This is a genomic window from Micromonospora sp. M71_S20 (assembly GCF_003664255.1).
GTDB lineage: Bacteria > Actinomycetota > Actinomycetes > Mycobacteriales > Micromonosporaceae > Micromonospora.
Map to the genome: position 1 here is coordinate 3621031 of NZ_RCCV01000001.1, position 15112 is coordinate 3636142.

Consider the following 15112-nt stretch of genomic DNA (forward strand, 5'->3'; position numbering starts at 1 on the left):
GGCGACATCGGCGTGCACGATCCGACCGTGGTCAGGCGCCCCGACGGCGGCTACCTCGTCGCCCACACGGGGACCGGATACGACGCGGCCGGTTGGCCCTACCTCTACTGACCGACGGCCGCCCGCGACCTCAGGAGCGAAGATGCAGCCACCCCGTCCACCCCGCCCCTCGGGCCGGGTCACCCGCCGAACCGCCGGTACGCGGCGCGCCGGCCGCCGTACCGCGCCCCGCCTGCGGTCGGCCCTGACCACGATGATGCTGGTCCTCGCCATGGGGGTCGGCCTGCCGATGGCCGGGCCGGCGCATGCCGCGCCGGCGGTGAACTACACCAACCCGCTGGCGGAGCAGCGGGCCGACCCGCACATCTTCAAGCACACCGACGGCTACTACTACATGACCGCGACGGTGCCGCAGTACGACCGGATCGTGCTGCGCCGGGCCAGCACGTTGCAGGGACTGGCGACGGCGACGGAGACGACGATCTGGTACCGGCACACCAGCGGGGAGATGGGCGCCCACATCTGGGCACCGGAGATCCATTTCATCAACAACAGGTGGTACGTCTACTTCGCCGCGGGCCGGACCGACGACGTGTGGCGGATCCGGATGTACGTGCTGGAGAACGCGAACCCGGACCCGCGTACCGGGTCGTGGACCGAACGCGGCCGGATCACGACGCCGTGGGACACCTTCAGCCTGGACGCCTCGACCTTCGTGGCCAACGGGGTGCGCTATCTGACCTGGGCGCAGCAGGAGCCGGGCATCTCCACCAACTCCAACGTCTACATCGCCCGGATGGGCGGCAACCCGTGGCAGATCACCGGCACGGTGACCCGGCTCGTCGTGCCGACGTACGACTGGGAGACCCGCGGTTTCCGGGTGGCCGAGGGACCGGCCGTCATCCAGCGTGACGGACGCCTCTTCCTGACCTACTCGGCCAGCGCGACGGACGCCAACTACTGCCTCGGGATGCTGAGCGCCTCCGCCACCGCGAACCTGCTCGACGCCGCCTCCTGGCGCAAGAGCCCGACCCCGGTGTTCGCCAGCAACCCGGCCACCGGTCAGTACGGCCCCGGCCACAACTCGTTCACCGTCTCGGAGGACGGGCAGAGCGACATCCTGGTCTACCACGACCGCAACTACCGGGACATCGTCGGCGACCCGCTCGACGATCCGAACCGGCGGACCAGGATCCAGAAGGTGTACTGGAACGCCGACGGTACCCCGAACTTCGGCATCCCGGTGCCCGACGGGCCCACGCCCGTTCGGCTGCGCTCGCACGACCTGACCACCAGCTACGTCCGGCACTACGACCACCGGGCCCGCGTCGAGCCGGACGTGGCCAGCCTGGCCGACTCGCAGTTCCGTGTCGTCACCGGCCTCGCCGGCGCCGGATCGGTGTCGCTGGAGTCGACCAACTTCCCGGGCCACTACCTGCGCCACCGCGACTTCGCCCTGTACGTCGAGCGCGACGACGGCTCGGCCCTGTTCCGCGGCGACGCGAGCTTTCACCGTCGGCCCGGCCTGGCCAACGCGGCCGGGCTCTCCCTGGAGTCGCAGAACTTCCCGGGCCGGTACGTGCGCCACCGGGCCGGACTGCTCCAGTTGGAGGCGGTGGGTTCGAGCGCCGAGCGTGCCTCCGCCACCTTCCACCTGGAGTAGGCGGTCCACGGGCCGGCGTGGCGCCGCGGTCGGCGCACGCCCTCTCCCGCCTTCGTCACCACCACCGATCCGGGCCGGGTGCTGGGGCCTTCCCGGCAGTGGGACGCCCGGGCGGAGGTCCCACCCCGTCCGGGCCCGGCGAACGGCCCCTGGTGCCGGCGCCCCGGGCTGCTCTCCGGGGCGCCGGCGGCGGGACCGGACCGCTAGGAGGTGATCCGGAAGGTGGCATCCTGCCGGTCGGTGACGCTGGACGAAGCGCTGAGCGGGTCGATGCGTAGCAGGTAACCGGCGTGGCGCAGGTAGCGATCCGGGAAGTTGTGCGAGCGGAACGACGTCCACGACGAGTCGGCGAGCCCGGCGGTGCGGTGGAAGGTGGCGTCGGCGCGGAACGTCACGGTGTTGTCGTTGAGAGGCGGACGGCGTAGCCGCTGTGCCGCAGGAAGTTGCCGGGCCGGTTCACGGACTCGAAGGAGACCCCGGCGGAGTCGGCGAGGCCGGGCGTCATCCGCCACATCTGGTCCTGGTACGGGTCGAACGGGTACGCGTCGACGCGGCCCACACCGTTGAGGTGCCGCACGAAGTGGTCCGGGAAGTTCGACGACTTCAGCCGGACCCAGTTCGGCGTACCCCACCGGCTGATCACTCCGTTGTACTCCGCCTCGGTGATGCCGACGATCGAGCCGTGTTTGGCGTTCAGCGGTGGGGTGTAGTCGCGCTGGTTCAGCATCGACCAGGAGTTGCTGCCGAGGTTGCCGGTCGACCACAGGTAGAAGTCGTTGTTGACCGGGCTGAACGAGTCACCCCAGAGCCACCAGCCGGCGCTGTCGTTGCGCCTGACGAGGTGCGCTGCCTCGATGGCGTTGCCCTGTCGCAGACCGCTGGTGTAGGTGGTGAAGCTGTGCGGAGCGCCCGTGCTCGACCGGGCGCCGTACAGATACCCGTCGGCCAGGTTCTTGTAGTACAGGTACGTGACGCCGCCGTCGACGTGGATGTCCGCGTCGAGCACCGGGAATCCGGGGCTGAAGTAGGTCTGTGGGGAGCTCACGGTGCGGAAGTCGGTCGTGTAGTTCACCAGGAAGAGGTCCGCGGTCGTGTTGGCGGAGTAGACGATGGCGTACTGGCCGCGGCCGGCATCCCAGAAGACCGATGGTGCCCAGGTGTGGACGTTGGCGTAGGTGTGCATCCGGATGCGCCGGTACCCGGTGAAACCGGTGAGGTTGGTCGAGTCGTACACGTGCAGGTACTGGCTGCTGCGGCTGAAGTCAACGCCGCGCAGGTCGGTGGCGACCACCACGAAGGTGCCGTCCTGCTTGCGGTGGATGAACGGGTCCCGGAGACCGAGTTCGCCGGCGGTCGGGGTGACGACCGGGGCGTTCTGGTTCAGCGGCGTCCAGTTCAGACCGTCCCGGCTGACGGCGAGGTGCAGGCCGTAGTCGGCCCCCGACTGGTTCGGCGACTCGGTGAAGTAGGTTTTGAGGTACGCGGTGTGGGTCGCGGCCGAGGCCGCCCGGGGGGTGATCGTCAGGCCGGCGGCGGTGGCCGCGCCGGTCGCGACCGCGCCCAGGGCGAAGGCTCGTCGGGTCAGGGCCATGGGTGACCTTCCTCGTGGTGGTGGTGCGACGGGGCGGGGCGGGGCGGGACTCTGCCGAGCCGGATGGACGACGGCCGTGGCTCGACGCCCGTCGGATGCGTGTCGCGCCGCCCCGCCGGCCGCCGGGAGACGCCCGGCAGAGGCAGTCACAGCCATGCATACGGCTCTATGTTATCGCTAACATAACCGGCGGGCTGGTGCATGGCAAGGCATGACCGCCGGGGAGCGGCCGGTGTGGCAGTCGATCGACGGGCATGCGGTGCCCGGCCCGATCGAGCCGGGAGGAAGCACATCGGCATGTGTCTATTGACAGGAGAGCCGCCTCGGCCCGACGCTGAGAGAGCGCTCTCTCAGTCGCCACCACCCCTGAGGAGGACCTTTCGTGAAGCTACGAAGAAGGCTGCTCGCCGCCGTGTCCGCGCTGGTCGCCGCCGTCCCGGTGACCCTCGCCGCATCCCCCGCCCACGCCGTCGGCCCCGCGCTGCTGCCCGTCACGGTCACCAACAGCACCGGCCGCGGCGAGGCCGTCCACCTGTACGTGATCGGCGTGCAGCTGTCCAGCGGCCGCCTCGGCTACGTCAACCAGGGCGGCACCTTCGTCCCGTGGTCGGGCGGACAGCTCCCGCCGTCGCCCGCGCCGGACGCGTCGATCCCGGGCCCCGGCAACGGCGGCAGCACGACCATCCGGTTCCCGCGCGGGTTCTCTGGCCGCGTCTACTTCTCCTTCGGCGAGAAGCTGAAGTTCTTCCTCACCCCGGACGGCCTGGTCCAACCCGCGCCGTGGGCGGCCGGCGACGCCAACCGCGACATCCTGTTCGACTGGAGCGAGTTCACCTACAACGACGCCGGACTGTGGCTCAACAGCTCGCAGGTCGACATGTTCGCGGTGCCGCACGCGGTCACGGTGACCGGTGCCACCGGCGTCACCAAGCGCACCGGTGACGTCGTCGCGGGAGGCCGCAACGCGATCATCGAGGGCGTCCGGTCCCAGCCGGGCTGGGCCAACACGGTCCACACCCGCTCCGACGGGACGGTGTTGCGGGTGCTCGCGCCCGGCAAGGCGGCCGGCGCCGGCCTGTTCAGCGCCACCTACCTGGACTCCTACATCGCGTCGGCCTGGAACGCGTACACGACCAAAACGCTGACCGTGGTGCCGTTCGCCGACCAGCCGAACACCCGCTACTTCGGGCGGACCTCGGGCAACGTCATGACCTTCACCAACAGCGCCGGCCAGCGGGTCGCCTCCTTCAACCGGCCCTCCTCGGCGAGCGTCTGGGGCTGCGACGGCGACCTGCCCGCACCCAACGACCCGGTCGTCGGCCCGATCTCCCGGACGCTCTGCGCCGCGCTGAACCGGGGCACGCTCGGCACCATCGACACCCAGCCCAGCACCAACGCCGCCGAGTTCTACCGCAACAACCCGACGAACCACTACGCCCGCGTCATCCACGCCAACATGACCGACGGCAAGGCGTACGCCTTCGCCTTCGACGACGTCGGCGCGTTCGAGTCCCTGGTCCACGACGGCGACCCCCGCGCGGCCGGGATCGTCCTGAGCCCGTTCGGCGCCACCGGTGGCGGACCGGGGAACCCCGGCGGCGCGGTACCCGTGCTGAGCAACTGGAACAACAAGTGCATCGACGTGCCGAACGCGAACTTCGTCGACCGCGCGCAGTTGCAGATGTGGAGCTGCAACGGCACCGACGCGCAGAAGTGGACGTTCACCGGCGACACCGTGCGCAGCCAGAACAACAAGTGCATGGACGTCGACGGCGGCGCGACCGGCAACGGCGCGGTCGTCCAGCTCTACACGTGCAACGGTACGGGCGCGCAGCGGTTCACCCTGACCGCGGCCGGTGACCTGGTCAACGTCCAGGCCGGCAGGTGCGTCGACATCCGGGAGTGGAACAGCGCCGACGGCGCGAAGCTCCAGCTCTGGGACTGCGCGGGCACCGCCAACCAGAAGTGGCGCAAGGGCTGACCCGCTCGGCGGATGGCGGCGACCCCGTCGCCATCCGCCCCGGCCCGGACCGTCGGGGCGACCGGCGTCCGTCGCGTCCGCTGTGCCATCGTGGTGCTGCCATCGGACGTGCCGGACACCGGCATCCGGCAGGTGCCGCGACGCCGCCGCGCCGGCCGTGGCGTCGACGGGAAGGGGAGCGGGCGATGGGGGAGCAACGGTCCGGGCCGCTCAGCGGCATCCTGGTCGCCGACTTCTCGCGGATCCTCGCCGGACCGTACGCGACGATGCTCCTCGCCGACCTCGGCGCCGAGGTGATCAAGGTCGAAGGGCCCGGCGGGGACGACACCCGGACCTGGATGCCGCCCGTGCGCGAGGGCACCTCCACCTACTACCTCGGCGTCAACCGCAACAAGCGGTCCATCGCCCTCGACCTCGCCGACCCCGCCGACCTGGACGTCGCCCGGGAACTCGTGCGCCGCGCCGACGTGATGATCCAGAACTTCCGGCCCGGTGGCCTGCGGCGCTTCGGCCTCGACTACGACAGCGTCGCCGCCGTCAACGAGCGGATCGTCTACGCCTCGATCAGCGGGTTCGGCGCCGGTGCCGGTGCCAGCCTGCCCGGCTACGACCTCGTGGTCCAGGCCGCGTCCGGCCTGATGAGCCTCACCGGCGAGCCGGACGGCCCGCCCTACAAGGCCGGGGTCGCCGTGTTCGACGTGATCGCGGGCCTGCACGCGGCCGTCGGCATCCTCGCCGCCCTGCACCACCGCGACCGCTGCGGCACCGGCCAGCACGTCGAGGTGGACCTGCTCTCCTCCGCGCTGTCCGGCCTGGTCAACCAGACCAGCGGCCACGTCGCCGGTGGCGCGACGCCGTTCCGGATGGGCAACGGGCACCCGAGCCTGTTCCCGTACGAACCGCTGCCCACCGCCGACGGCGACCTCGTCGTCATCGCCGGCAACGACGGCCAGTTCCGTAAGCTGTGCCAGGTCCTCGGCCTGCCGGAACTGCCCGACGACCCCCGGTTCGGGCGCAACCAGGACCGCACGGTCAACCGGGAGGCCCTGCGGCCCCTCCTGGTCGCGCGACTGGTGCGGCGGACCCGCGACGAGTGGTTCCGGGACCTGCGCGCGGCGGGCGTGCCGTGCGCCCCGATCAACACGGTCGCCGGGGGCGTCGACCTGGCCCGGGAACTCGGGCTCGACCCGGTGGTCTCCGCCGGCGGCGTGCCCGGCATCCGCCACCCGATCGGCCTCACCGCCACCCCGGCGCGCTACGACCTGCCGCCGCCCGGGCTCGACGAGCACGGCGACGAGATCCGCAACTGGCTGGCCGGCTGACGCCGTACCCGCTACGCCTGCCGTCTCGCTACGCCTGCCGTCTCGCTCTCGCCACGCCGGCCGCCGCGCCTGCCGGGCGGTGATCCGGTAGGAGGTCGCCGGTGAGCGGCGTCACGCCGGAGCCCGGCCGCGTGAAGAAGGCGTCAAGAAACGCGTCGCCGCCGTCATGATCGCGTGATGACCCCTGTCCCTCGCGGAGCCACGGAGTTTCGATTGCCCGGCACGGCCGGAAGGCGGTCGTGACGAGCGGTTCCGGCAAGAGGAGTCAGCGTGTCCGACGTGGTGTTCGTCCTGGTGACGGTGGGGCTGTTCGCCGCACTCGTCCTCGTGGTGAGGGGTGTGGAGAAGCTGTGAACGCCGTCGATGCCGTCGGCCTGGTGCTGGCGCTGGGCCTGGGTGTGTTCATGGTCGTCGCGTTGCTGTTCCCGGAGCGCTTCTGATGTCCACGACGGCAGCCGGCGCCCTCTTCGTCATGTCCCTGGTGGTGGCCCTGGTCGCCGTCCACCGGCCGTTCGGCGACCACCTGTATCGGGCGGTCGCCGGGACCCGGCACTCGCGCCTCGAGCGCGGTATCTTCCGCCTGGTGGGGGTCGACCCGGCCGCCGGGCAGACCTGGGGCGTGTACGCCCGGGGCGTACTGGCCTTCTCCGCCGTGTCGATCCTGTTCCTGTACGCCTTCCAGCGGTGGCAGGACCACCTGTGGCTGTCGCTCGGCCGCGACCCGGTCGTCGCCCACGGCGCCTGGAACACGGCGGTGTCGTTCGTGACCAACACGAACTGGCAGTGGTACCCGGGCGAGTCGACGATGGGCCACCTGGTGCAGATGGCCGGCCTGGCGGTGCAGAACTTCGTCTCCGCCGCCGTCGGGATCGCCGTGGCGGTGGCCCTGGTCCGTGGCTTCGTCCGTGCCCGCACCGGTGAGCTGGGCAACTTCTGGGTCGACCTGACCCGGATCACGCTGCGGGTCCTGCTGCCCGTCGCGGTCGTCGGGGCGCTGGTGCTGATGGCCGGCGGGGTGGTGCAGAACCTCTCCGGCGGCACCGACGTCGCCACCCTGGCCGGTGGCGCCCAGACCGTCACCGGCGGGCCGGTGGCCAGCCAGGAAGTGATCAAGCAGCTCGGCACCAACGGCGGTGGCTTCTACAACGCCAACAGCGCGCACCCCTTCGAGAACCCGACCCCCTGGACGAACTGGATCGAGATCTTCCTGATCCTGCTGATCCCGTTCAGCCTGCCGCGCGTCTTCGGCCGGATGGTCGGCCAGACCCGGCAGGGCCACGCGATCGTCGCGGTCATGGCCGTCCTCGCGATCGCGAGCGTCACGTTGACCAACGCCTTCGAGCTCGCCGCCGGCGGCACCGTCCCGCAGTCCGTCGGTGCCGCGCTGGAGGGCAAGGAGGTCCGCTTCGACGTGTCGAACTCGGCCACCTTCGCCGCCGCGACGACGCTCACCTCGACCGGGGCGGTGAACTCGTTCCACGACTCGTACACCGCGCTGGGGGGCATGATGACGCTGGGCAACATGATGCTAGGCGAGGTCGCGCCGGGCGGCGTCGGCGCCGGCCTCTACGGAATGCTGGTCCTCGCCCTGATCACGGTGTTCGTGGCCGGGCTCATGGTCGGCCGCAGCCCCGAGTACGTGGGCAAGAGGATCGGCTCGCGCGAGATCCGCCTGGCCTCGCTGTATTTCCTGGTCACCCCGGCCCTCGTGCTGGTCGGCACCGCCGCCGCCTTCGCCACCGGCAACCACGTGACCGCGCTGAACGTCGGCCCGCACGGCCTCACCGAGGTGCTCTACGCGTTCACCTCGGCCAGCAACAACAACGGCTCGGCCTTCGCCGGCATCACGGTGAGCACGCCGTGGTGGAACACCGCACTGGGCCTGTGCATGCTGCTCGGCCGGTTCCTGCCGATCATCTTCGTGCTCGCCCTGGCCGGCTCGCTGGCCCGCCAGCGCCCCGTGCCCGCCTCCGCGGGCACCCTGCCGACCCACCGCCCCCTGTTCGTCGCGATGGTCGCCGGCGTCACGGTGATCCTCGTGGCGCTGACCTTCCTGCCCGCGCTCGCGCTCGGCCCGCTGGCCGAAGGGCTGTGACCCCCATGAGGAAAGAGACCATGACCATCGTCACGCGGGCATCCCAGGCCCGGGCCGAACCGGACATCCCCGCGGTGCGCGGCGGCCGGGGCGGCGGCCTGCTGGACGCGCGGCGGCTGCTGCGGTCGCTGCCCGACGCGCTGCGCAAGCTCGACCCCCGCACCCTGTGGCGCAACCCCGTGATGCTGATCGTCGAGATCGGTGCGGCCTGCACCACCGTCCTCGCGCTGGCCGACCCGTCGGCGTTCGCGCTGGCCGTGACGGCCTGGCTCTGGCTGACCGTGCTCTTCGCCAACCTGGCCGAGGCCGTGGCCGAGGGCCGCGGCAAGGCCCAGGCGGCCAGCCTGCGCCACGCCCGGGAGGACACCGTCGCCACCCGGCTGCGCGGCTGGACGCCGGGCGCCGCGGCCGGCACCTGCCGGGACGAGGCGGTGCCCGCCCCGGACCTCGCGCAGGGCGACATCGTCCTGGTGGCGGCCGGGCAGCTGATCCCGGGCGACGGCGACGTGGTGGAGGGCGTCGCCAGCGTCGACGAGTCGGCCATCACCGGCGAGTCCGCCCCGGTGATCAGGGAATCCGGCGGCGACCGCAGCGCGGTCACCGGCGGCACCCGGGTGCTCTCCGACCGGATCGTCGTGCGGATCACCCAGCGGCCGGGGGAGAGCTTCGTCGACAGGATGATCGCGCTGGTCGAGGGCGCCAACCGGCAGAAGACGCCGAACGAGATCGCGCTGAACGTCCTGCTCGCCGCGCTCACCATCGTCTTCCTGCTGGTGGTGGCCACCCTCCAGCCGATGGCCGTCTTCGCCAAGGGCCACCAGGCGGCGGCCCCCGACAACGGCGCGATCACCGACGCCGGCGTGACCGGCGTGGTTCTGCTGTCGCTGCTGGTCTGCCTCATCCCCACCACCATCGGCGCGCTCCTGTCGGCCATCGGCATCGCCGGCATGGACCGCCTGGTCCAGCGCAACGTCCTGGCCATGAGCGGCCGCGCCGTGGAGGCCGCCGGTGACGTCGACATCCTGCTGCTGGACAAGACCGGCACCATCACCCTCGGCAACCGGCAGGCCGCCGGCTTCCTGCCCGTTGACGGCGTCGACGTCAGCCGGGTCGCCGACGCGGCGCAGCTGGCCAGCCTCGCCGACGAGACCCCCGAGGGTCGCTCGGTCGTCGTACTGGCCAAGGACGGGTTGGGGCTGCGGGAGCGCGAGCCGGGCCTGATCCCGCACGCCACGTTCGTGCCGTTCACCGCGCAGACCCGGATGAGCGGCGTCGACCTCGACGCCGACGACAGCGTGCCCTGGCCGGCCCGGCGGATCCGCAAGGGCGCCGCCTCCGCCGTCACGGCGTGGGTGCGCGAGCACGGCGGGGACCCCACCGCGCAGCTCGGGCGGATCGTCGACGAGATCAGCGGCGTGGGCGGTACGCCGCTCGTGGTCGCCGAGCACGTCGACGGCGAGCCGGCCCGCGCCCTGGGGGTGATCCACCTCAAGGACGTGGTCAAGGCCGGCATGCGGGAGCGGTTCGACGAGATGCGCCGGATGGGCATCCGCACCGTGATGGTCACCGGCGACAACCCGCGTACGGCCGCGGCGATCGCCGCCGAGGCGGGCGTCGACGACTTCCTCGCCGAGGCGACCCCCGAGGACAAGCTCGCCCTGATCAGGCGCGAGCAGCAGGGCGGGCGGCTGGTGGCGATGACCGGGGACGGCACCAACGACGCCCCCGCCCTCGCCCAGGCCGACGTCGGCGTCGCGATGAACACCGGCACGTCGGCCGCGAAGGAGGCCGGCAACATGGTCGATCTCGACTCCGACCCGACCAAGCTGATCGAGATCGTGGCGATCGGCAAGCAGTTGCTGATCACCCGGGGTGCGCTGACGACGTTCTCCATCGCCAACGACGTGGCGAAGTACTTCGCGATCATCCCCGCGATGTTCGCCGGCATCCACCCGGGCCTCGACACGCTGAACGTCATGCGGCTGGCCAGCCCCGAATCGGCCATCCTCGCCGCGGTCGTCTTCAACGCCGTGGTCATCGTCGCCCTGATCCCGCTGGCCCTGCGCGGCGTGCGCTACCGGCCGGCGTCGGCGTCGCGGCTGCTGCGCCGCAACCTGCTGGTCTACGGCCTCGGCGGCATCGTCGTGCCGTTCCTCGGTATCAAGCTCGTCGACATGCTCCTGCAACTCGTCCCGGGGGTCTCCTGATGCGCCTGCCCACCTGGCTCTCCGCACACGTGGCCGCGCTGCGCGCGCTGCTGGTCCTCACGGTGCTGCTCGGCCTGGCCTACCCGCTCGCACTCGTCGGCGCCGGTCGGCTGCCCGGGCTGCGTGACAGGGCGGACGGGTCCCTGCTCAGCTCCGACGGCCGGCCGGTCGGCAGCGCGCTGATCGGTCAGGTGTTCACGGACGCCGACGGCGAGCCCCTGCGCCGCTACTTCCAGTCCCGGCCGTCGGCCGCCGGCGACGGCTACGACCCGACCTCCACCGCGGCGTCCAACCTCGGCCCGGAGAGCGTGGTCGACACGCTCGCGGCGGACCCGCGCGAGTCGAGCCGGAGCCTGCTCAGCCAGGTCTGCGCCCGCAGCCGCGCCGTCGGCGAACTCGAGGGCGTCGACGGCCGGCGTCCCTACTGCACCGCCGACGGCGTGGGAGCGGTGCTGGCGGTGTTCCGCGCGGACGGGCTGACCGGCCCCGTCACCCGGGTCGTCAGCGTCAACCAGAGCGTGCCGGCCATCCCGTTCCTCACCGCGTACCAGGGGGTGGCCGTGGAGCTGGCCCGGCCCGGCGAGGACCTCGTGGTCGCCGGAGGGCTGATCGTGCCGGTCCGCGGCGACGCCCCGCAGGCCCCCGCCGTGCCCGCCGACGCGGTCACCGCCAGCGGCAGCGGCCTCGACCCGCACATCAGTCCGGCGTACGCCGACATCCAGGTGGCCCGGGTGGCCCGCGAGCGTGGCGCGGATCCGATGGTGGTCCGGCGTCTCGTCGCCGAGCACACCCGTGGGCGGGCGCTCGGCTTCATGGGCGCCCCCGCCGTCGACGTGCTCGCCCTCAACCTCGCCCTCGACGAGGCGCTGCCCGTCGCGTGAGCGTCGGCGTGGGGCGGGGCCAGCTCACCCCGCCCCACCCGTGGTCCGTGGTCCGACGGCCGGCCGTGCCGGTGATCAGGGAGGATGTCTGCGTGCCCAGGGGAGAACTGCGCATCTACCTCGGGGCCGCGCCCGGCGTCGGCAAGACGTACGCGATGCTGGAGGAGGCCCGGCGACGCGCCGGGCGCGGCACCGACGTGGTGGTCGGCCTGGTCGAGACCCACGGCCGCGCCCAGACCGCCGCGATGCTCGGCGACCTGGAGGTGTTGCCGCGTCGGGTGGTGACCTACCGAGGCGCCGCGTTCACCGAGATGGACCTCGACGCGGTGCTGGCCCGTCGGCCCGAGGTCGCCGTGGTCGACGAGCTGGCCCACACCAACGTGCCCGGCTCCCGTCACGAGAAGCGCTGGCAGGATGTCCAGGAACTCCTCGACGCCGGCATCAGCGTCCTGTCGACCGTCAACGTCCAGCACCTCGAATCGGTCAACGACGTCGTCGCGCGCATCACCGGCACCACCCAGCGGGAGACGGTGCCCGACGCGGTGGTCCGCGCCGCCGGGCAGGTCGAGCTGGTCGACATGACCCCGGAGGCGCTGCGCCGCCGGATGGTTCACGGCAACATCTACCCACCCGACCGGATCGACGCGGCCCTCGGCAACTACTTCCGGATCGGCAACCTCACGGCCCTGCGCGAGCTGGCCCTGCTGTGGCTGGCCGACAAGGTCGACGAGCAGCTCGGCGCATACCGCGCCCAGCAGGGCATCTCCGAGACCTGGGAGGCCCGCGAGCGGGTGGTGGTGGCGCTCACCGGCGGGCCGGAGGGCGCGACGCTGGTCCGTCGTGCCGCGCGGGTCGCGGCCCGCAGCAAGGGCGCGGACCTGCTCGCCGTGCACGTCGCCCGCAGCGACGGGCTGGCCGGCGCCGACCCGGCGCAGCTCGCCCGGCAGCGTGTCCTGGTGGAGAGCCTCGGGGGCACGTACCACCAGGTGCTCGGCACCGACATCCCGGCGGCGCTGCTCGACTTCGCCCGGGGCGTCAACGCCACGCAGCTGGTGCTCGGCGCGAGCCGGCGCGGGCGGTTCGCGCAGCTCTTCTCCCGCGGCGTCGGGGTGACCACCACGGCGCTGTCCGGGCCGATCGACGTGCATCTGGTCACCCATCCGCAGGTCGGACGGGGGCGGCGCGGCGCGGGCGTGCCGGCCGCGCTGTCGCGGCGGCGCCGGCTGCTCGGCTTCGGCCTCGCCGGGCTCGGCATGCCGCTGCTGACCGTGCTGCTGCGCGCGCTGCCGGACCTCAGCCTCACCAACGACATCCTGCTCTTCCTCACCGGCGTCGTCGGGGTCGCGCTGGTCGGCGGGCTGTGGCCGGCGCTGGTCGCCGCGCTCGGCAGCTCCCTGCTGCTCAACTGGTTCTTCACGCCCCCGTTCCGGACGTTGACCATCGCCGAGGCCGACAACCTGCTCGCCCTGGGCGTTTTCGTCGCCGTCGCCGTCGCCGTCAGCGGGGTCGTCGACGTCGCGGCGCGGCGCACCAGGGAGGCCGCGCGTGCCTCCGCCGACGCGCAGACCCTGGCCACGGTGGCCGGTGGCGTCCTACGCGGCGAGCGGCCGCTGCCCGCGCTGCTGGACCGGCTGCGCGAGACGTTCGGGCTGCGCGCGGTCAGCGTCCTCGAACTGGTGGCCGACGCCGGGGGTCGGCCGGGGCGGGCCAGCGAGGACGAGGCGTGGCGCATCGTGGCCAGCGTCGGCGAGGACCCGGCGGGCAACCCGGGCGCGGGCGAGACGGCCGTGCCGGTGGACGACCGGCTCACCGTGGTGCTCTCGGGCCGGCGGCTGGAGGCGGCGGACCGGCGCGTCGTGGAGGCGTTCGCCGCCCAGGCCGCCGTCGCGCTGCGGCAGGAACGCCTCGCCGAGGAGGCGGCCAGCGCCCGGCCGCTCGCCGAGGCCGACCGGATGCGTACGGCGCTGCTCGCCGCGGTCAGCCACGACCTGCGCACGCCGCTGGCCTCGGCGAAGGCCGCGGTGAGCAGCCTGCGCAGCCCCGACGTCGAGTTCGACGCGGCCGACCGCGAGGAGCTGCTGGCCACCGCCGACGAGTCCCTGGACCGGCTCGGCCGGCTCGTGGCGAACCTGCTGGACATGAGCCGCCTACAGGCCGGTGTCCTCGGCGTGACCCGCGTGCCGCTCGGGTTGGAGGACGTGGTGCCCCGGGCCCTGGACGAACTGGGTCCGGCGGCCGCCGACGTCAGCACCGACATCCCCGCCGACCTGCCCGCCGCCACCGCCGACCCGGGGCTGCTGGAACGGGTGCTGGTCAACATCGTCGCCAACGCGCTGCGGCACAGCCCGCCCGGGCGGCCCCCGGCCATCACCGCCAGCGCCCACGCCGGGCAGGTGGAGTTGCGGGTCGTCGACACCGGCCCCGGCATCCCCGAGGACCAGTGGGAGCACGTCTTCCTGCCGTTCCAGCGCCTCGGCGACCGGGACAACGCCACCGGCGTCGGTCTCGGCCTGGCCCTGTCCCGTGGTCTCGCCGAGGCCATGGGTGGCAGCATCACCCCCGAGACCACGCCCGGGGGCGGTCTCACCATGGTGCTGCGGTTGCCCGCCGCCACCCCGAGCGTCGCGGAGGGGCAGCAGGAATGACCCGCATCCTGGTCGTCGACGACGAGCCGCAGATCGTCCGCGCCCTGCGAATCAACCTGCGGGTCCGGGGCTACGACGTGCAGGCGGTCGCGACCGGCACGGCGGCGCTCAAGGCCGCCGCCAGCGACCCGCCCGACCTGGTGGTGCTCGACCTCGGCCTGCCCGACATCGACGGGGTCGAGGTCATCCGGGGCCTGCGGGGCTGGACGCACGTGCCGATCATCGTGCTCTCCGGCCGGGCCGGCAGCCAGGACAAGGTCGCGGCCCTGGACGCCGGCGCCGACGACTACGTCACCAAGCCCTTCGGCATCGACGAGCTGCTCGCCCGCATCCGTGCCGTGACCCGGCGCCTGCACGTCAGCGCCGACGCGGCCACCGCCACGCTGCGGGTCGGCCGGCACACCGTCGACCTCGCCGCCCGTACGGTCACCCGCGACGACGGCGCCGACGTCAGGCTCACCCCCACCCAGTGGGGGGTGCTCGAACTGCTGCTGCGGCACCCGGGCAAGCTCGTCAGCCAGCGCCAGCTCCTGCACGACGTCTGGGGACCGGAGTACCAGGACGAGACCAACTACCTGCGCCAGTACCTGGCCCAACTGCGCCGCAAGCTGGAGGACGATCCGGCCCGCCCGCGCCACCTGATCACCGAGCCCGGGATGGGCTACCGGTTCCGGCCCTGAGCGCGGTCGGGGCACCCGACCGCCGACCGCGCGGCCGCCCTCCTACC

9 protein-coding genes and 1 pseudogene are annotated in these 15112 nt (G+C 72.7%); 9 read left to right on the forward strand and 1 reads right to left on the reverse strand.

Going from position 1 to position 15112, the window contains the following annotated elements; translation table 11 throughout:
• The first annotated feature begins 142 nt into the window (after positions 1-142).
• A complete protein-coding gene (locus DER29_RS15590; protein WP_233599824.1) occupies positions 143-1663 on the forward strand; it encodes a family 43 glycosylhydrolase in 1521 nt (506 codons plus the stop codon).
• A 203-nt stretch (positions 1664-1866) separates the two neighbouring features.
• On the opposite strand, the pseudogene DER29_RS36280 reads toward DER29_RS15590, so the two are convergent.
• A pseudogene (locus DER29_RS36280) lies at positions 1867-3410 on the reverse strand (glycoside hydrolase family 43 protein).
• Positions 3411-3636: 226 nt separating this feature from the next.
• Here DER29_RS36280 and DER29_RS15600 point away from each other — a divergent pair.
• The 8 genes from DER29_RS15600 to DER29_RS15635 all read left to right on the forward strand — a co-directional run bounded on the left by DER29_RS15600 (position 3637) and on the right by DER29_RS15635 (position 15065).
• Positions 3637-5235 (forward strand): beta-1,3-glucanase family protein, encoded by a 1599-nt coding sequence (locus DER29_RS15600; protein ID WP_121397990.1) that lies wholly within the window; start codon positions 3637-3639, stop codon positions 5233-5235.
• A gap of 185 nt (positions 5236-5420) precedes the next feature.
• On the forward strand, positions 5421-6557 hold the full coding sequence (locus DER29_RS15605; RefSeq protein WP_121397991.1) for a CaiB/BaiF CoA-transferase family protein: 1137 nt from the start codon (positions 5421-5423) through the stop codon (positions 6555-6557).
• A gap of 350 nt (positions 6558-6907) precedes the next feature.
• The gene (gene kdpF, locus DER29_RS15610; RefSeq protein WP_121397992.1) at positions 6908-6997 is read left to right on the forward strand and encodes a K(+)-transporting ATPase subunit F; all 90 of its coding nucleotides are present in this window, start codon (positions 6908-6910) and stop codon (positions 6995-6997) included.
• Positions 6997-8652, forward strand: a complete 1656-nt coding sequence (kdpA, locus tag DER29_RS15615) for a potassium-transporting ATPase subunit KdpA (RefSeq protein WP_121397993.1) — start codon at positions 6997-6999, stop codon at positions 8650-8652. Before kdpF ends, kdpA begins: the two co-directional genes overlap by 1 nt.
• Before the next feature lie 20 nt (positions 8653-8672).
• Positions 8673-10859 carry a potassium-transporting ATPase subunit KdpB gene (gene kdpB, locus DER29_RS15620; protein ID WP_121397994.1) on the forward strand — a complete coding sequence of 729 codons (2187 nt, stop codon included), beginning with the start codon at positions 8673-8675 and terminating at the stop codon, positions 10857-10859.
• A complete protein-coding gene (locus tag DER29_RS15625) occupies positions 10859-11740 on the forward strand; it encodes a potassium-transporting ATPase subunit C (protein ID WP_121397995.1) in 882 nt (293 codons plus the stop codon). The genes kdpB and DER29_RS15625 overlap by 1 nt, the downstream gene beginning before the upstream one ends.
• Positions 11741-11832: 92 nt before the next feature.
• Entirely contained in the window at positions 11833-14385 is a 2553-nt protein-coding gene (locus tag DER29_RS15630) for a DUF4118 domain-containing protein (RefSeq protein WP_121399260.1), read from the forward strand.
• Complete coding sequence (locus DER29_RS15635) at positions 14382-15065, forward strand: response regulator (protein ID WP_121397996.1); 684 nt, start codon at positions 14382-14384, stop codon at positions 15063-15065. Before DER29_RS15630 ends, DER29_RS15635 begins: the two co-directional genes overlap by 4 nt.
• The last annotated feature ends 47 nt before the right edge of the window (positions 15066-15112 follow it).

Excerpts from the sequence above, each read along its gene's own strand:
- kdpB (WP_121397994.1), top strand. The coding sequence starts at position 8,673 with ATGACCATCGTCACGCGGGCATCCCAGGCCCGGGCCGAACCGGACATC.
- DER29_RS15590 (WP_233599824.1), top strand. The coding sequence starts at position 143 with ATGCAGCCACCCCGTCCACCCCGCCCCTCGGGCCGGGTCACCCGCCGA.
- DER29_RS15625 (WP_121397995.1), top strand. The coding sequence starts at position 10,859 with ATGCGCCTGCCCACCTGGCTCTCCGCACACGTGGCCGCGCTGCGCGCG.
- DER29_RS15635 (WP_121397996.1), top strand. The coding sequence starts at position 14,382 with ATGACCCGCATCCTGGTCGTCGACGACGAGCCGCAGATCGTCCGCGCC.
- kdpA (WP_121397993.1), top strand. The coding sequence starts at position 6,997 with ATGTCCACGACGGCAGCCGGCGCCCTCTTCGTCATGTCCCTGGTGGTG.
- DER29_RS15605 (WP_121397991.1), top strand. The coding sequence starts at position 5,421 with ATGGGGGAGCAACGGTCCGGGCCGCTCAGCGGCATCCTGGTCGCCGAC.